A 15,519-nucleotide genomic window follows, 5' to 3' on the forward strand; every position below is an offset into this window, starting at 1 on the left:
CGCGATCCGTCGCGGGCCTTCACCCCATTGCGGAGGCCTGACATGAATTCACAGGTCGTCTCACTGGTGCTGGGCCGGATCGGCGTTGCCGTCATCACCCTTGTCATCGTGAGCTTCATCGTTTTCGCCGCAACCGAGATGTTGCCCGGCGACATTGCGCAGATCCTTCTGGGCCAGGCCGCCACGCCTGAGGCCGTGGCCGGGCTGCGCGAGGCCATGCACCTCAACGACCCGGCGATCCTGCGGTTTCTGCGCTGGATGGCGGGGCTGTTGCAGGGCGACCTTGGCACATCCTACGCCAACAACATGCGGGTCGCGGATCTGATCGGCGGGCGGCTGGTCAATACGCTCAAACTCGCGGCGGTGACGGCGATGTTCGCGGTGCCGGTCGCGCTGTTCCTCGGCATCACCACGGCGATGGCGCGCGGCAGCCTATATGACCGGGCGGTGAACACGGTGGTGGTGGGCGTGATCTCGGTGCCCGAATTCATGATCGCCACGCTGGCGGTGCTGATCTTCGCGGTCTGGCTGCACTGGCTGCCCGCGCTGTCGTTTTCGGGCGACACCACCACGGTGATGGGCCTGCTCAAGGCCTATGCGATGCCGGTCATCACGCTGAGCTTCGTGATTTCGGCGCAGATGATCCGGATGACCCGCGCCGCGGTGATCGAGACGCTGAAGATGCCCTATGCGGAAATGGCGCTGCTGAAGGGCGCATCGCGGCCGCGCATCGTGCTGCGCCATGCGCTGCCCAATGCCATCGGCCCGATCGTCAACGCGGTGGCGCTGTCGCTGTCCTACCTGCTGGGGGGCGTGATCATCGTCGAGACGGTGTTCAACTATCCCGGCATCGCCAAGCTGATGGTGGATGCGGTCTCGACCCGCGACCTGCCGCTGATCCAGACCTGCGCGATGATCTTCTGTCTGGGCTATCTGGTGCTGATCACCATCGCCGATGTCATCGCCATCATCTCGAACCCGAGGTTGCGCAAATGACGGCCCGTTCCCATGGCCTTTTCGGCTATCGTATCAACGCCGTCGGGCTGCTGGCCTCTGCGGTGATCCTGTTCTGGATGTTCATCGCGCTGTTCGGCGATCAGTTGACGCCTTACCCGCCGGGCGAGATCGTCGATTTCGACTATTTCGGCCCGATGTCCGGTCAGTTCTGGCTGGGCAGCGACTATCTGGGCCGGGACATGCTGTCACGCATCCTGATGGGCGCGCGCTACACCGTGGGGATTTCGCTGGCTGCGGTGGTGATCGCCTGTTTCGCGGGGGTGGTGCTGGGCATGACGGCGGCGGTTCTGGGCGGCTGGTTCGACACCTGCCTGAGCCGGTTCCTGGATGCGCTGAGTTCGATCCCGTCGAAGCTGTTCGGCCTGGTCGTGGTGGCGGGGATCGGCTCTTCGATCCCGGTTCTGGTGGGGGTGCTGGCGCTGATCTATACGCCGGGCGCCTATCGCTTTGCCCGGGCGCTGGCGGTGAATATCTCGACGATGGATTTCGTCACCGTTGCGCGGGCGCGGGGCGAACGCACGCCCTATCTGATCACGCAGGAGGTGCTGCCGAACATCCTCGGCCCGGTGCTGACGGATATGGGGCTGCGCTTCGTGTTCATCGTGCTGCTGCTGTCGGGGCTGTCCTTCCTGGGCCTTGGCGTGCAGCCGCCGAATGCGGACTGGGGCTCGCTCGTGCGCGAGAATATCGGCGGGCTGGCCTTTGGCGCGCCTGCGGTGATCATGCCCTCGATCGCCATCGCCACTCTGACGATTTCGGTCAACCTGCTGATCGACAACCTTCCCGTGCGGATCCGAGACAGGAGCGAATGATGACAGGTTTCGTTGAAATCCGCGATCTGAGGCTGGGCGCGGTGACGGATCCCGGCCGTGACATCGAGATCATCAAGGGCGTCAGTTTCGACATCGCCGAGGGTGAGATCGTCGCGCTGATCGGCGAATCCGGTTCCGGCAAGACCACCATCGCGATGACGCTGATGGGCCATTGCCGCCCGGGCTGCTCGATCCGCGCGGGGTCCGTGACGGTGGCGGGCAGGGACATGGTGACGCTGACCGAGCGCCAGCGCGCCGCGATGCGCGGCACCGAGGTTGCCTATGTCCCGCAAAGCGCGGCGGCGGCCTTCAACCCCTCGAAACGGCTGATGGATCAGGTGATCGAGGTCGCGCGGATCCACGACCTGATGCCGCTCGATCAGGCCCGGGCGAAGGCGGTGGAGCTGTTCCGCGCGCTGGCCCTGCCGGAACCGGAAACCATCGGCCAGCGCTATCCGCATCAGGTTTCGGGCGGGCAGTTGCAGCGGCTTTCGGCGGCGATGGCGCTGATCGGCGGGCCGAAGCTGGTGATCTTCGACGAGCCGACCACCGCGCTCGACGTGACGACGCAGATCGAGGTGCTGCGCGCCTTCAAATCGGTGATGGCGGCGGGCGGCATGGCGGGGGTCTATGTCAGCCATGACCTTGCCGTGGTGGCGCAGATCGCCGACCGGATCGTGGTGCTGAAGGGCGGCGAGGTGCAGGAGATCGGCACCACCGAACAGATCCTGCACGCTCCGCAGCACCCCTATACCCGCGATCTGCTGGCGGCCTTCCACCCGGTGCCGCATGCGGTGGTGGCGCTGCCCGAAGGCGAACGGCGGGTGCCCGCGCTGGAGGTGATCAACGTCTGTGCCGCCTATGCCCCCGGCAGGCTGGCGCTGCGCGATGTCAGCTGCACGCTCGACAAGGGCCGCAACCTGGGCGTGATCGGCGAATCCGGTTCCGGGAAATCCACCATGGCGCGGGTGATTTCGGGGCTGTTGCCGCCGGTGTCCGGGTCGATCCTGATGGGGGGGCGGGAACTCGCCGCGGATGCCCGCCAGCGCAGCAAGGACGACCTGCGCCGGTTACAGATCGTGTTCCAGCTGGCCGATACCGCGCTCAATCCGGCGCGGTCGGTGGGGGATATTCTGGGCCGGCCGCTGACCTTCTATCACGGGCTGAAGGGGCGCGCGCGCGAGGCGCGGGTGGCCGAGCTTCTGGACATGGTGCGCCTGCCCGCCGCGATGCGCCACCGGCTGCCGGGGGAGTTGTCGGGCGGGCAGAAGCAGCGCGTCAACCTGGCCCGTGCGCTCGCGGCGCAGCCCGAGGTGATCCTGTGCGACGAAATCACCTCCGCGCTGGATACGGTCGTGGCGGCGGCGGTGATCGAACTGCTGAAGGAATTGCAGCGCGAACTGGACCTGTCCTATGTCTTCATCAGCCACGACCTGTCCACCGTGCAGGCGATCTGCGACGAGGTGATGGTCATGTTCAACGGCGAGAAGGTCGAGCACCTGCCCACCGACCGGATCCAGAACGGCGCCGAACATCCCTATTCCCGGCTGCTCTTCGCCTCGGTGCCGAAGCTGGATCCCGGCTGGCTGGACGGCCTCGCGCGCGATCCGGAGTTCAGCGCGGCTATGCGGCGGTAAGCGTCCCTGTGTCACATAGCCATCAGGTTATGGGTGGTGATTGCCGGTCTCCCCCCGGAAGGAGGGCTTCACGGCACGTTTTCCGAGTGGGGTGTGAGTCAACCCCTGCGTCCGACGGAGGCACGCTGAAACGGCATCTTCCGGCGGCCGAGGATCGGAACGCCCCGGGTTCCCGCACGCCTTGGCCCCTGTACGACCTGCGTGAACCGCTGCGCGCCCGGCAGCAAGGCGGGTTTTCACGGTGTCGGGGAGGCATTGGCCCCACTGACGGGGATGCCGACGAGAAGCTTGACAGCCCGCCCCGTCCCCAGCATTTTCATTGAAAATCAACGGGATTTAGTGGATGGATTTCTTGGGCTGGCTAAACGAGTTTCGGCAGATGGTTCTGGGTTGGCCGATCGAAGTGTGGGTGCCGATCATCATTTCCTTAGTCGCAGCGCTTGCTGCCGTAATCGCAGCGGGTGCTGCCATAATCTCAGCGGTTGCGGCGGTGGACAGCGCACGCTCCTCACGGCAGCTGGCTGCTCTCACGAAGAAGGGTATGCAGCGCAAGCCGCCATCGTTCGAGTTGACGACGTATGACAAGGGCAGGAGGCCAGAAGGCTGGGATTGCCTGGGCATCAAGATCAGCAACTTGGAAACGGTCAGCGTGGATGTCACGAGCATTCGGACAAAGAGGAAAGATCATTATATAATAGAGCAGAATGAAGCTTACGACGGAAGCGAGCCTTCTCATCCGTTTCCTACTTTCAAAGACCCCATCCCCCAAGACAATGTTGTTGAACTAGGCACCTTTCGCGTGGAACCAGCCGGAAAGACTTCTGGTCAGGAGTATTCCGGTGTTGAGGATGTGTGCCTGTTCAGCCAAGGGGTTTCCGACGTGAACGACTTGGAGTTTCAATGGAAATGGGCTGATGGCCGCAGTTGACCCCCATCAGCCCCTCGCGCGGGGGCAACCACGCCGCGCGATTCGGAGTTCAACGCGGCGCTAGACGTCGAACAGCGTGCGTAGTGGCAGGTGCGGCTTGGCGAAGGGGGTCTTGATGACGACGAAGCTGAAATATTTGTCGATGCCGACCTCGGCGTCGATCAGCCGCTCCATGGTCGACTGGTAATCCGAAATCCCGGCGGTGACGAATTTCACCAGATAGTCGTAACCGCCGGAGATCAGGTGGCATTCGATCGCCTCCTCGATCTTCTCGATCGCCTGCTGAAACCGGGCGAAGTCGATCTGGCGGTGGTTCTTCAGCGTGACCTCGGTGAAGACGGTCAGCGTCGGGCCGAGCTTGGCGATGTCGATCTGCGCCGAATAGCCGGTAATATAGCCGGATTTCTGCAACTTCTTCACCCGCATCAGGCAGGGGCTGGGCGACAGATGCACCAGTTCGGCCAGCTCGACATTGGTGATGCGGCCGTTCTTCTGCAATTCATGCAGGATGCGGATGTCTATGCGGTCGAGCTTCACGGAACACCTGTAAGCGAGTCGTTAACAGCGTAGCATAAACTGCCGCGACCTCAATCTGCCGTGCCGGGTCTTGCCGGGGATATATAGGCAGCATAAGGCGCTGCTGCCGGGTTTTCGTGCAAAAGGAAATGCTGCAATTCCGGCAACTGCGGCACAATCCGCCCGGCGGGGCGGGTAGTGTGGAGCCAAAGGAGCCTTGCCATGCCCGCCCCCCTGCTGCCGATCGAAACCTCTGCCCCGCTGCCCGAACAGGCGGATGTGGTCGTCATCGGCGGCGGTATCGTCGGCAGTTGCGCGGCCTATTACCTGGCGCGGCGCGGCATCCGCGTGGCGCTTGTGGAAAAGGGCCGGATCGGGGCGGAGCAGTCCAGCCGCAACTGGGGCTGGTGCCGGCAACAGAACCGCGACGCGCGGGAACTGCCGATGGCGACGCGGAGCCTCGATCTGTGGGAGGCGATGGCGGCGGATATTGGCGAAAGCGTGGGCTTCCGCCGCTGCGGGTTGCTGTATCTGTCGGATGACGAGGCCGAGATCGCCGGTTGGGCGCGCTGGCGCGATTTCGCCCGGGGGCAGGGGGTGGTGACGCATATGCTCAGCGCTGCCGAGGCCGCCGAGAAGGGCCGCGCCACCGGCAAGGCGTGGAAGGGCGGCGTGTTCTCCCCCAGCGACGGCATCGCCGATCCGGAGCGCGCGGCCCCGGTCATCGCCCGCGGGGTCGAGAAATTCGGCGGCACGGTGCATCAGTTCTGCGCAGCGCGCGGGCTGGAGCTGGAGGCCGGGCGGGTGGCCGGGGTGGTCACCGAAACGGGCGTGATCCGCACCCGCATCGTGGTTCTGGCCGGGGGGGCGTGGGCGTCGTCCTTTTGCCGCCAATACGGGGTGGCCTTTCCGCAGGCTGCGGTGCGGTCCTCGATCCTGGCCGTCGGGCCGGGGGTGCAGGGGCCGGATGCGCTGCATACCGCGCGGGTGTCGCTGACGCGGCGGGGCGATGGCGGCTATACGCTGGCGGTGTCCGGCACCGCGCGGGTCGATCCGACGCCGCAGCAGTTACGGTTCGCGCGGCAGTTCCTGCCGATGTTCGCGCGGCGCTGGCGGGTGCTGCGGCCCGGCGGGATGCAGGGCTGGCAGTCGGGGCACGAGACGCTGGGCCGCTGGCGGCTGGACCGGCCGACGCCGATGGAGCGGATGCGGATCCTCGACCCGCGCCCCGACGCGGCGATGATCGCGAAAACGCTCTCCCGTGCGCGGGCGCTGATCCCGGGGCTGGCGGGGGTGCCGGTGACGGCTCAATGGGCGGGCTATATCGATTCCACCCCCGACGGCGTTCCGGCGATTGGCGAAACGGCGGTGCCGGGCCTCGTGCTGGCGGCGGGGTTCAGCGGGCATGGCTTCGGCATCGGCCCCGGCGCGGGGCATATGATCGCCGATATGGTGAGCTGCGTGACCCCGATCCTCGACCCCGCGCCCTACCACCCCGCGCGGTTTCGTCAGGGAAGCTGGGGCAAGGTCTCGGATTTCTGAGGTGCCCGCCCTAGCCGAGCGCCTGGCTGAACAGCCCGAAGATGCGGGGGTGCCGCTGGGAAAACCGCTCGGTGCCGCGCGACATCGAGGTCGCCATTTCTTGCAGCTTCATCCCGCAGGCGGTCAGGTAATCGCGCAGCGGCCCTTCGGTTTCGCGGGTGTCGAGCCGCAGGAACCCGCCGGGATGGGCGCGGATATGCGGCGCGATCAGGGCGATGGCCTCCTGCTGCGTATCGGCCACCACCGGGCCGATGACATGGCCGCGCCCGAACGGACGGCAGAAGGCGAACCCCGCGATCCGCCCCTGCCGCAGCAGAACGGTGCCCTGGCCGATGGCGCGCAGGTGGTCCATCACGCGGTCGCGCGGAACGGTGAAGGCGTGGGCGTCCAGCGCGCGGACCTCGGCCTCGTCCTCGGGGCGGAGCGGGCGGACCTCCAGCGGGGGGGCGTCGGGCGGCGTGGTGGCAAAGCCGCTGTGCAGATGGATCGTCGGCCCCGGCGTCAGCCCGAGCGAGCAATACAGCCGGTAGGCGGCATTCGTCGCACTCAGCATCAGGTCGCGCTCTCCGGCCCGGTCGAGGATCTGCCCCATCAGCCAGCGCCCGGTGCCGTATTCCTGCAACCGGGGCGCGGTGATGACCATGCCGATCGAGGCCAGCCCTTCGGTGAAGGGAAACCACATCGCCGAGGCGACCGCGCGGCCGATCTCGTCCACGACGAAGATCCCCTCGCCAAGGCTCAGCACCGCCTCCCAATCCTCGGGCCGGTGGGTCCAGCCGACGCCGACCGACAGATGGTGCAGCCGGGGAATATCGGCCCGGGTCATGGGCTGCGCAACCAGCGCGAAGGTTTCGACCGTCTTCGTGGGATGGGCCTGCATGGGTCACCTGCTTTTGCGTGCGGGCCATCTTATCGCGGGACTTGACGAATTTTCTACTTCATTGCCTCGCCTAACTGGCAGGAACTGCGTTGCGGGGGCATAACGAGCGGGAACGGAGGGGCGGGGATGCTATTGACACGCTGGCCGCAGGGGGTTCGGTGGCTGGTGGCCATCGGTGCGGGGTTGGCTTTGGGCCAGGGGCTGGGCCTGCTGCATCTGCCGGCGGCGGCGATGGTCGGGCCGATGGTGGCGGGGGCGGCGGTCGCGCTGGCTGGCGGGCGGCTCTATGTCGCGCCGCAGCTCAGCCAGATGGGGCAGGGGGTGGCGGGGTGCCTGATCGCGCTCAACCTCGATGCCGGGGCGCTGCGGCAGACGCTGGCGATCTGGCCGGTGGTGCTGGTCTTCGTGGCGCTGACCTTTGCCGTCGCCTGCCTGAGCGGGCTGGCCGCCAGCCGCTGGACCCGGCTCGGGCGCGAGGTCACGCTCTGGGGGTTCCTGCCCGGGATGATGGGCACCATCATCGCGCTGGCGCATGAACGGGGGCTGGACAGCCGGATGATCGCGCTGATCCAGATCCTGCGGCTGATGCTGGTGATTGCGGCGATGGTCGTGGTGGCGGCGGGGATCAGCGGCCCGGCCCCGCCCCCGGCGCATGCGGGCAGCCCGGCGATTGCCGTGGCGCTGGCCGCGTTGGGGGTGGCGGCGGCGCGCTGGCTGCCGCGGATCCCGGCGGCGGCGACGCTGGTGCCGCTCAGCCTCGCCACCGTGCTGGTGCTGAACGGGGTGGCGCTGGCGGTGCCGGGCTGGCTGGTGGCGCTGGCCTTTCTGGCGATCGGGTTGCAGGTCGGGCTGCGCTTCACGCCGGATCTGCTGCGGCAGGGGCTGGTGGCGCTGCCGGGGCTGTGCGCCGCCTGCCTGCTGCTGATCGGGCTGTGCGGCGCGAGCGGGCTGGCGCTGTCCCGGATCGCGGGGGTGGGGGTGATGACCGGGATGCTCGCCACCGTGCCCGGAAGCATTGATTCGATTGCCATTCTGGCCATCGGCGCGGGGGCGGATGTGGCCTTCGTGATGACCTTGCAGACCGTGCGCCTGTTCGCGGTGGTGATCTTCGGGCCGATCCTGGCGAGCGCGATCGCGCGCTGGATGGACCGCTGAGGGCTTAGCACGCGAACCAGCGCAGCGACATGCACGACAGCCCGGCATCGACCTTGCGGATTTCCCTTGTGTCGAGCGGCACCACCCGGAACCCCGGGAACAGCGAGCCGAGGCCCAAGAGCCACAGTTGCAACAGCGGCGTGCCCCGGATCACGGTGCAGAACCCTGCCGCAGGGGCGGAGAGCCAGGCCGGCCCCGTCACCTGCACCAGCCCGACCGGCAGAGAACCCCGCCCAGCACGGCCGACCTCGCCATCGTGACTTCGAGGCCCTGCACCAGCAGTCAGGACCATTCCCGGGCCACGGTGGCCAACGCGGCAACACCCAGGGAACCGCCGCCATCCCCGGCGAAGGCCAGTTTGGACAGCCGCGTGACGGCCAGCTACAGCGCCCCCGCCACCATGAAGAACAGCAGATAGTGTTTCGTCGTACCCGCCGCCTGCCGGGTGGCGAGTGCCAGTTCGGTGAACCCCACCACCGCCAGCAGCGCGGTATCCTTCGTCGCGATCAGCTACAGATTGGCTAGGCACGGGAGCGCATGGGGCAGCATCGCCGGAAGGGTCACCCGGCGCAGGCCGTGCCCGAAACCTCGGCGATGGCCTCCGGATCCGGGGCCAGCGCACCCTTCATGTCGCAGCACGCCTTGCCGGTATCGGCGGCCAGCAGTCGCACAGGGTGATTTCATCCGCCTGCACCGGATCGACGCGGCCAGATCGGCATTCGCCTCGTCCTGCGTCTGATATTCGCGCAAGGTGGTGCCTGCGGGGCGAAATGCTTCTGCACATCGGCCAGACGGATCGCGCCGACCTGAACCTCCAGCAGCTTGTCCGCCAGCCCGGCGGGGGGCGCGAACGTCACCTCCTTCAGCCCGATCACCACGGGTTTCGAGCGGTAATAGCCATCGCTGAAGTCGATCACCTTCTTGCGCTCCGGCCCGACATCGAGGCGATGATCAATTCGATCTTGCCGCTGGTCTGCGCCGGGATGATCCCGTCCCAGGCAACCGGGGTCACGACGCAATCCAGCGCCGCCTGTTTGCAGACCGCCTGCATGAAGTCGATCTCTCAGTCGTGTCAGTTTCCGGCGGAATCGGGCACGGTGAAGGGCGGATAGGGTGCCGATCCGGACCTGTGCGGCCCATGCCGCCGAGGCAAGGCCGCGAGGGCGGCTGTCTTCATGGTTTCCCCTGTCGGTTTCTTGCCGTTTGAAAGGCGTGGCGCGGATCCACCACCCCTGACCCGAGCCTTGCCGGGGTGGGCGAGCCTTGTTCTGCCACGCGGTCCGGCGGGGTGGGCAAAACACGATCGCACCGAAATTTTGGCGGGTCTCGCGGTGCATTGCCCGCGGACCATGCAATCGTGCAGCCGTCATGTGGCCCCACGGCTTGCACCCGGCCCGGTGCGCGTGCGCTCTTCCAACGGTCGGGGGAGGCGCCGCTTCTGGCCGCTTCTGGCGGCGAAATATACCCGGCGCAGCGGGCGGGCGTTCGACGCCGGGAATTTCCTGTGCTTTCCGGGCACGCAGACGGCGCTGGCGGTGGTGATGCAGGGTGCTGCTGCCCGGCCACCTACGAAAGGGTGATCCGTGCCACCGGCGCCACGTTCGTGCCGGTCCCCCTGCACAGGGAACACCGCGTCCACCTGCGCGCCGCGGATCTTGAGGCAGCGATCGTTCCGGGCTGCCGGTGCTGCTGCTCAATACCCCGCACAACCCGACGGGCGCCGTGCTGAGCCGCGACGAAATCGCCGCCATGACCTGTGGATCGTCGCCGATGAGGAACTGGTGTTCGCGGGCGGCTTCACCTCGCCGCTCGATATTGAAAGCCTGGCGGAGCGGGTGGTGGTGGCCTTGATCTCGAAATCCCATGCCGCGCCCGGGTTCCGCTCCGGCTGGCGGTGGGTAGCGCCGAATTCTGCAACCGGCTGCTGCCGCTTTCGGAAACCCTGCTGCTCGACATCGGGGATCTGGGTGTGAGCGGAGGGGTGTTTGCCGAGGCGCTGCGGGAACGGGGTGTCCCTTGGCGTGCGGGCGGGGCGGTTCGTGACGGGCCGGACCGAACGCCGCCTGTGCCCGGGCGTTCGGTTCCGCGGGCGGATTGACGCTTGCGGCCCGCCGCCCGCTCCGGCACAGTCTGCCCATGACCACGGAACGGTTCACCCTGCACGGCCGCCTTGCCCCCGGAGCCTTCGCGCCCTGGATCGAACGCCATGCGGCGCGGATCGGCGTTTCCGTTCGCTTCGGCCCGCGCGCGGCCACGCGGATCACCTTTGCCGCCACCGGTGCGCCGGACCTGCTCGATGCGCTGGAAATGGGCTGCCTGCTCGGCCCGCGCGAGGTCTGGGTCGAGTTGATCGACAGAATGCCCGCGTAACGGGCATAATTTGCCATGCCGCGTAAAATATAAGCCGATTGCAACGTCGCGCGCTGCCCGTTCATTTACGGTCTGGTAAATTTTAACCGCCCGGTGCATGGAAAATCATCACAAGCGTTAGCGACAAAGCCATGCCTGCCCTTTCCCCCTGGACCCCGCTCGCCCTTTCCCGCGATCTTCCGCCCGGCACCGTTGCGCCTGCCCATATGGCGGGGCAGGATCTCGCCCTGTGGCGCAGCGCGTCGGGGCGGTTGTCGGTCTGGTCGGATCGCTGCCCGCATCGCGGGATGCGGCTGTCGCAGGGTTTCGTGCGTGGCGAGGCGCTGTCCTGCATCTATCACGGCTGGCGTTATGCCGAGGGCGGCCAGTGCATCCGCATTCCCGCGCATCCGGACCTGACCCCGCCCGCCGCGATCCGCGTGCCGACCTTTGCCGGGGTGGAGCAGGACGGGGTGATCTGGGGCGCCGAGGGCACGCCGGACACGCCGCCTCCGGCTTTCGCGGGCTTCACCGGGTTCCGCTCGTTGCAGGTCGCGGCGGAGCTGCCCGCCTGCCAGCGGCTGACCCTTGCCGGGGTGGATCTGATCGTGCTGGCGCAGCCCGGCGGCATGGTCCATGTCCTTGCGCCGATCGGGGCGGGTGACCCCGACCGGCTGTCCGCCGCGCTCGAAATCGAACGCAGCCTCTGGGAAGAACAGGGGGTGCCCGCATGAGCATGCGCGATCAATGGTATCCGGTCGGCATGATCGCGCAGCCCGCCGCGCGCGACAGCCTGCTTCTGGGCGAGCCGATCCATGTCGCGGGCGGCGTGGTCACCGATGCCACGGGGCGGCGCCTGCCGGTGATCAACCGCTTCGGCCATGTCTGGACCAGCCTCGGCACGCCGGAGAAAGACCTGTTCACCATCCCCGAGGCCGATGCCCCCGGTCGCCGCCTTGTCGATGTCGGCGTCTGCCGGGTGCGCTGTTCGCCGTTGCGCGCGGTGGAGAATTTCCTCGACATCGCGCATTTCCCCTTTGTCCATACCGACATTCTGGGCGCCGAACCGCATACCGAGGTGGACCGCTACGAGGTCGCGATCCGCGATGACGTGGATGAGGTCTGGGCGACCGAGGTGCAGTTCTATCAGCCGCAGGCGGCGAAATCGGCCGAAGGCGGGATCACCACCCGTTACATGTATCGCGTCCCGGCGCCCACCTGTTCGGTTTTGTATAAGACCTGCCCGCCGCGCCCCGGCGAATGGGATGTGATCGCGCTGTTCGTGCAGCCGCTGACCGAAACGCTGTGCGACGTCTGGCCCTGGATGGCGCTCTATGACGACGACAGCACGATGACCGAGATGATCCATTTCCAGCAGATGATCTTCGTGCAGGACCGTTCGATCCTGGAAAACCAGATCCCGGCGCTGTTGCCGCTCGACCCGGGCAAGGAAATCCCGACCCGGGCCGATATGCTCTCCGTCGCCTATCGGCGCTGGCTCAAGCGGCACGGCTTCACCTATGGCGCGCAACTGGTGGCGGCATGATCCTGTATGACTATATCCTGTCGCCGTCCTGCTATCGGGTGCGGCTGCTGGCGGCGCTGACGGGGCAGGTGCTGACGCTGCGCCCGGTCGATTTCCATCCGGGCGGGGAACATCGCGGGGCCGCGTTGCGCGCGCTCAACCCGGCGGGGACGATCCCGATCCTGACCGATGGCGATCTGGTGCTGACCGAATCCACCGCGATGCTGGCCTATGTCGCGGCGCTGTCGGCGCCCGAATGGCTGGGCGAGGATGACGCGCCGATGCGTGCCCGTGTGGCGCAGTGGCTGGCCTTTTCCGCGCGGCTGACGGTGGCGGCGGGGGGCGCGCGGGCGCATGACATGTTCGGCGGGCCGGGCGACATCGCGGCGCTGCGGCGCGCGGCCACGGCGGCGCTGCGCGAACTCGAAGCGGCGCTGGATGCGCGGCGGCGGCGGGGCGGGGTGTTTCTGGCGGGGGATCGCCCGACCATCGCCGATATTGCCTGTTTCCCGCATGTCGCGCTTGCGCCCGATGGTGGGCTGCCGCTGGCGTCCTATCCGTCGATCCGGCTGTGGATGCGGGCGATCCGGGCGCTGCCGGGGTTCATCGAGATGCCGGGGATCCACCGGCTGCACGAACTTCTGCCCGAACCCGGCCCCCAACCCGATGTGATCCGCAAGGAGGCGATCTGATGGCCTATCTGTTCAAGGGCTGCGCGGCCATTGTCACCGGCGACGCGGTGATCCGCAATGCCGATCTCTTGACCGAAGGCCCCGCGATCCGTGCCATCGGCCCGGGCCTGGCCGCCCCCGGGGCCGAGGTGATCGACGCCAGCGGCTGGTTCCTCTACCCCGGGCTTGTGAACACGCATCACCACTTCTTTCAGTGTTTCGTGCGCAACCGGGTTGATCTGGACTGGACGAAGCTGTCGGTGATCGAATGGCTCGACCGGATCTATCCGATCTTCGCGCGGCTGAACGAGGAGTGCTTCTATCACAGCTCCCTCACTGCGCTGGCGGAACTGGCGAAACACGGCTGCACCACGGCCTTTGACCACCAATATTGCTTCCCGCGCAAGGCGGGTACCCATATCGTCGACCGGCAGTTCGAGGCGGCGGAGAAGATCGGCCTGCGCTTCCACGCCGGGCGCGGCACCAATACCTTGCCGCGCGCAGAAGGCTCGACCATCCCCGACGAGATGCGCGAGACGACCGAGGAATTCCTGACCGATGTCGAGCGGCTGGCGGGCCTGTATCACGACCCCGCGCCGTTTTCGATGCAGCAGGTGGTGGTTGCCCCCTGCCAGCCGGTGAATGCCTATCGCGAGACATTCACCGAATCCGTGGCGCTGGCCCGCCGCCTTGGGCTGATGCTGCACACCCATGTCGGCGAGGGCGAGAGCGAGGTGATCCGCGCCCGTCACGGGATGCGCACAGTGGAGTATCTGGAGGACATGGGCTTTTGCGGCCCCGATACCTTCTATGCCCATTGCTGGGAACTGACCGGGGCCGAGATCGCGCGCCTGGCCGCCACCGGCACCGGCGTTTCGCATTGCCCCGAGCCCGTCTATCTGGTCGGGGCCGAGGTGACGCCGATCCCGGCAATGGCGGCGCAGGGGGTGCGGATCGGGCTGGGCTGTGATGGCGCGGCCTCGAACGACAACTCGAACCTGATGCACTGCCTGCATTCGGCCTATATGCTGCAATGTCTCGTGGCGCAGACCCGCGCCGATCCGGTGCCCGAACCCGCGGCCTTCTTGCGCTATGGCACTTCGGGCGGGGCTTCGCTGCTTGGGCGCAGCGACATCGGGCGGCTGGCACCGGGGATGGCGGCGGACCTTTTCGCCATCGACAGCCGCCGGATGGATTACGTCGGCACCCGGCACGACCCCGAAAGCCTGATCCCCCGCGTCGGCATCGGCATGGCCACCGACCTGACCATGGTCAACGGCCGCATCGTCTGGCGCGACGGCGCCTTCCCCGGCCTTGACGAGGCGCAGATGGCCGCCGAGGCCGAAGCCGCCCTCGCCACCATCGACATCTGACACCCAGCCCCGGAGCGTGACATGACCCTGCCCCTGAACCGCCGATTGTTCCTGCAAACCGCGATCGCGGCGGGCGCGCTGCCCGCGATGGCCCGGGCGGGGGATGCGCCGCTCGGCGTCGGGCTCGTGCTGCCCTCGCCCAATGGCGATGTCGGCTGGTCGCATGCGCTGGTCGCGGGGCTGGCGCCGATCCGGGAAAAGCTGGGCGACGGGATCAAGGTCACCATCCTCGAAAACATCCCCGAAGGGCCGGATGCCGACCGGATCATGACCAAGCTCGTCGCCGACGGGCACAAGTTCCTGATCGCCGGTTCCTTCGGCTATCAGAACGGCGCGATGCAGATCGCCCGGCGCAACAAGGATGTCAGCGTGCTGCACGCCTCGGGCTTCATGGTGGCGCCGAATTTCACCCCCTTCGCGGCGCGCTACTACCTCGGCACCTATCTGATGGGCATGGCCGCCGCATCGCTGTCGAAGACCGGCAAGCTCGGCTCCGTCGCGGCCTTCGCGATCCCGGAGATGATCACCTCGATCAACGCCTTCACGCTCGGGGCGCAGGCGGTCAACCCGGCGGTCGAGGTCTCTGTCGTCTGGGTCAATTCCTGGTTCGATCCGGCAAAGGAACAGGACTCCGCCAGGGCGCTGCTCGCGCAGGGCTGCGATGTGCTGTTCTCGAACGCGCAGGACACGCCTTCGGTGGTTTCCGTCTGCGAGGAAGCCGGGGCCTATGTGTTCAACCTCAACTCCTCGATGAAGAAATACGCGCCGACGAAATACCTTGGCTGCGTGGCGACGGACTGGTCCCCCTTCTTCACCCAGCAGATCGAGGCGCATCTGGCCGGCAGTTTCGCGGGCCATAACGCTTTCCTCGGTATCGCCGATGGGGTGGTGGAACTGCTCGACGTCAGCCCCGACCTCTCCGCCGAGGCGCGGACCCGGATCGAGGCGAAGAAGGCCGAGATCGTCGCGGGCAGCTTCAGCCCCTACAGCGGCCCCCTCACCCGGCAGGACGGCAGCGCCGCGCTGGCGGCGGGCGAGACCCTGACCGATGAACAGATCATCGCGATGGACTGGCATGTGAAGGGCGTGACCACGCCCCTGCCGAAGTGACGCC

The 15,519-nt window shown here is 67.2% G+C and carries 18 protein-coding genes and 2 pseudogenes; 14 read left to right on the plus strand and 6 right to left on the minus strand.

Annotated features, from left to right (window positions below; genetic code table 11):
- Positions 1-42: 42 nt before the first annotated feature.
- The 4 genes from QM789_RS19820 to QM789_RS19835 all read left to right on the plus strand — a co-directional run bounded on the left by QM789_RS19820 (position 43) and on the right by QM789_RS19835 (position 4,394).
- The gene (locus QM789_RS19820) at positions 43-996 is read left to right on the plus strand and encodes an ABC transporter permease (RefSeq protein WP_420353569.1); all 954 of its coding nucleotides are present in this window, start codon (positions 43-45) and stop codon (positions 994-996) included.
- Complete coding sequence (locus QM789_RS19825) at positions 993-1,829, plus strand: ABC transporter permease (protein WP_420353570.1); 837 nt, start codon at positions 993-995, stop codon at positions 1,827-1,829. The genes QM789_RS19820 and QM789_RS19825 overlap by 4 nt, the downstream gene beginning before the upstream one ends.
- On the plus strand, positions 1,829-3,466 hold the full coding sequence (locus tag QM789_RS19830; protein WP_420353571.1) for an ABC transporter ATP-binding protein: 1,638 nt from the start codon (positions 1,829-1,831) through the stop codon (positions 3,464-3,466). The genes QM789_RS19825 and QM789_RS19830 overlap by 1 nt, the downstream gene beginning before the upstream one ends.
- A 343-nt stretch (positions 3,467-3,809) precedes the next feature.
- Positions 3,810-4,394, plus strand: a complete 585-nt coding sequence (locus QM789_RS19835) for a hypothetical protein (RefSeq protein WP_420353572.1) — start codon at positions 3,810-3,812, stop codon at positions 4,392-4,394.
- A 60-nt stretch (positions 4,395-4,454) separates the two neighbouring features.
- Here the strand turns inward: QM789_RS19835 and QM789_RS19840 are convergent, their stop codons facing one another.
- A complete protein-coding gene (locus QM789_RS19840; protein WP_420353573.1) occupies positions 4,455-4,931 on the minus strand; it encodes an Lrp/AsnC family transcriptional regulator in 477 nt (158 codons plus the stop codon).
- 201 nt (positions 4,932-5,132) lie between these two features.
- Here QM789_RS19840 and QM789_RS19845 point away from each other — a divergent pair, with 201 nt between their 5' ends.
- Complete coding sequence (locus QM789_RS19845; protein ID WP_420353574.1) at positions 5,133-6,452, plus strand: NAD(P)/FAD-dependent oxidoreductase; 1,320 nt, start codon at positions 5,133-5,135, stop codon at positions 6,450-6,452.
- Between the two features lie 10 nt (positions 6,453-6,462).
- Here the strand turns inward: QM789_RS19845 and QM789_RS19850 are convergent, their stop codons facing one another.
- A complete protein-coding gene (locus QM789_RS19850; RefSeq protein WP_420353575.1) occupies positions 6,463-7,332 on the minus strand; it encodes a GNAT family N-acetyltransferase in 870 nt (289 codons plus the stop codon).
- Between the two features lie 126 nt (positions 7,333-7,458).
- Between QM789_RS19850 and QM789_RS19855 the strand changes: the two genes are divergently transcribed.
- Positions 7,459-8,487, plus strand: coding sequence for an AbrB family transcriptional regulator (locus tag QM789_RS19855; RefSeq protein WP_420353576.1), 1,029 nt, complete (start codon positions 7,459-7,461; stop codon positions 8,485-8,487).
- Positions 8,488-8,575: 88 nt separating this feature from the next.
- Here QM789_RS19855 and QM789_RS19860 read toward each other — a convergent pair.
- From QM789_RS19860 to QM789_RS19875, 4 genes and pseudogenes are all read right to left on the minus strand, one after another.
- Positions 8,576-8,713: pseudogene (locus QM789_RS19860) on the minus strand (ABC transporter permease); the annotation flags it as partial.
- 158 nt (positions 8,714-8,871) lie between these two features.
- A pseudogene (locus tag QM789_RS19865) lies at positions 8,872-9,060 on the minus strand (ABC transporter permease); the annotation flags it as partial.
- 107 nt (positions 9,061-9,167) lie between these two features.
- Entirely contained in the window at positions 9,168-9,404 is a 237-nt protein-coding gene (locus QM789_RS19870) for a hypothetical protein (protein ID WP_420353577.1), read from the minus strand.
- Positions 9,401-9,538 (minus strand): transporter substrate-binding domain-containing protein, encoded by a 138-nt coding sequence (locus tag QM789_RS19875; protein WP_420353578.1) that lies wholly within the window; start codon positions 9,536-9,538, stop codon positions 9,401-9,403. The genes QM789_RS19870 and QM789_RS19875 overlap by 4 nt, the downstream gene beginning before the upstream one ends.
- A 319-nt stretch (positions 9,539-9,857) precedes the next feature.
- Between QM789_RS19875 and QM789_RS19880 the strand changes: the two genes are divergently transcribed.
- The 8 genes from QM789_RS19880 to QM789_RS19915 all read left to right on the plus strand — a co-directional run bounded on the left by QM789_RS19880 (position 9,858) and on the right by QM789_RS19915 (position 15,515).
- Entirely contained in the window at positions 9,858-10,067 is a 210-nt protein-coding gene (locus QM789_RS19880; protein ID WP_420353579.1) for a hypothetical protein, read from the plus strand.
- A gap of 75 nt (positions 10,068-10,142) precedes the next feature.
- Positions 10,143-10,460: a hypothetical protein gene (locus QM789_RS19885; protein ID WP_420353580.1), complete on the plus strand. Its 318-nt coding sequence runs from the start codon at positions 10,143-10,145 to the stop codon at positions 10,458-10,460.
- Positions 10,461-10,623: 163 nt separating this feature from the next.
- Positions 10,624-10,857: an acylphosphatase gene (locus QM789_RS19890; protein WP_420353581.1), complete on the plus strand. Its 234-nt coding sequence runs from the start codon at positions 10,624-10,626 to the stop codon at positions 10,855-10,857.
- Between the two features lie 131 nt (positions 10,858-10,988).
- A complete protein-coding gene (locus QM789_RS19895) occupies positions 10,989-11,570 on the plus strand; it encodes a Rieske 2Fe-2S domain-containing protein (RefSeq protein WP_420353582.1) in 582 nt (193 codons plus the stop codon).
- Positions 11,567-12,382, plus strand: a complete 816-nt coding sequence (locus tag QM789_RS19900) for an aromatic ring-hydroxylating dioxygenase subunit alpha (protein WP_420353583.1) — start codon at positions 11,567-11,569, stop codon at positions 12,380-12,382. Before QM789_RS19895 ends, QM789_RS19900 begins: the two co-directional genes overlap by 4 nt.
- Positions 12,379-13,053: a glutathione S-transferase family protein gene (locus tag QM789_RS19905; protein ID WP_420353584.1), complete on the plus strand. Its 675-nt coding sequence runs from the start codon at positions 12,379-12,381 to the stop codon at positions 13,051-13,053. The genes QM789_RS19900 and QM789_RS19905 overlap by 4 nt, the downstream gene beginning before the upstream one ends.
- Positions 13,053-14,405, plus strand: a complete 1,353-nt coding sequence (locus QM789_RS19910; protein ID WP_420353585.1) for an amidohydrolase — start codon at positions 13,053-13,055, stop codon at positions 14,403-14,405. Before QM789_RS19905 ends, QM789_RS19910 begins: the two co-directional genes overlap by 1 nt.
- Positions 14,406-14,426: 21 nt before the next feature.
- Positions 14,427-15,515, plus strand: a complete 1,089-nt coding sequence (locus tag QM789_RS19915; RefSeq protein ID WP_420353586.1) for a BMP family ABC transporter substrate-binding protein — start codon at positions 14,427-14,429, stop codon at positions 15,513-15,515.
- Positions 15,516-15,519 lie beyond the last annotated feature (4 nt).

Source organism: Paenirhodobacter sp. (genome assembly GCF_047600745.1).
In the GTDB taxonomy this organism is placed as follows: Bacteria; Pseudomonadota; Alphaproteobacteria; order Rhodobacterales; family Rhodobacteraceae; genus Rhodobacter.

Coding starts and splice junctions, on each gene's coding strand:
- QM789_RS19820 (WP_420353569.1), top strand. CDS start 43: ATGAATTCACAGGTCGTCTCACTGGTGCTGGGCCGGATCGGCGTTGCC.
- QM789_RS19825 (WP_420353570.1), top strand. CDS start 993: ATGACGGCCCGTTCCCATGGCCTTTTCGGCTATCGTATCAACGCCGTC.
- QM789_RS19830 (WP_420353571.1), top strand. CDS start 1,829: ATGACAGGTTTCGTTGAAATCCGCGATCTGAGGCTGGGCGCGGTGACG.
- QM789_RS19835 (WP_420353572.1), top strand. CDS start 3,810: ATGGATTTCTTGGGCTGGCTAAACGAGTTTCGGCAGATGGTTCTGGGT.
- QM789_RS19845 (WP_420353574.1), top strand. CDS start 5,133: ATGCCCGCCCCCCTGCTGCCGATCGAAACCTCTGCCCCGCTGCCCGAA.
- QM789_RS19850 (WP_420353575.1), bottom strand. CDS start 7,332: ATGCAGGCCCATCCCACGAAGACGGTCGAAACCTTCGCGCTGGTTGCG.
- QM789_RS19855 (WP_420353576.1), top strand. CDS start 7,459: ATGCTATTGACACGCTGGCCGCAGGGGGTTCGGTGGCTGGTGGCCATC.
- QM789_RS19875 (WP_420353578.1), bottom strand. CDS start 9,538: ATGCAGGCGGTCTGCAAACAGGCGGCGCTGGATTGCGTCGTGACCCCG.
- QM789_RS19890 (WP_420353581.1), top strand. CDS start 10,624: ATGACCACGGAACGGTTCACCCTGCACGGCCGCCTTGCCCCCGGAGCC.
- QM789_RS19895 (WP_420353582.1), top strand. CDS start 10,989: ATGCCTGCCCTTTCCCCCTGGACCCCGCTCGCCCTTTCCCGCGATCTT.
- QM789_RS19900 (WP_420353583.1), top strand. CDS start 11,567: ATGAGCATGCGCGATCAATGGTATCCGGTCGGCATGATCGCGCAGCCC.
- QM789_RS19905 (WP_420353584.1), top strand. CDS start 12,379: ATGATCCTGTATGACTATATCCTGTCGCCGTCCTGCTATCGGGTGCGG.
- QM789_RS19910 (WP_420353585.1), top strand. CDS start 13,053: ATGGCCTATCTGTTCAAGGGCTGCGCGGCCATTGTCACCGGCGACGCG.
- QM789_RS19915 (WP_420353586.1), top strand. CDS start 14,427: ATGACCCTGCCCCTGAACCGCCGATTGTTCCTGCAAACCGCGATCGCG.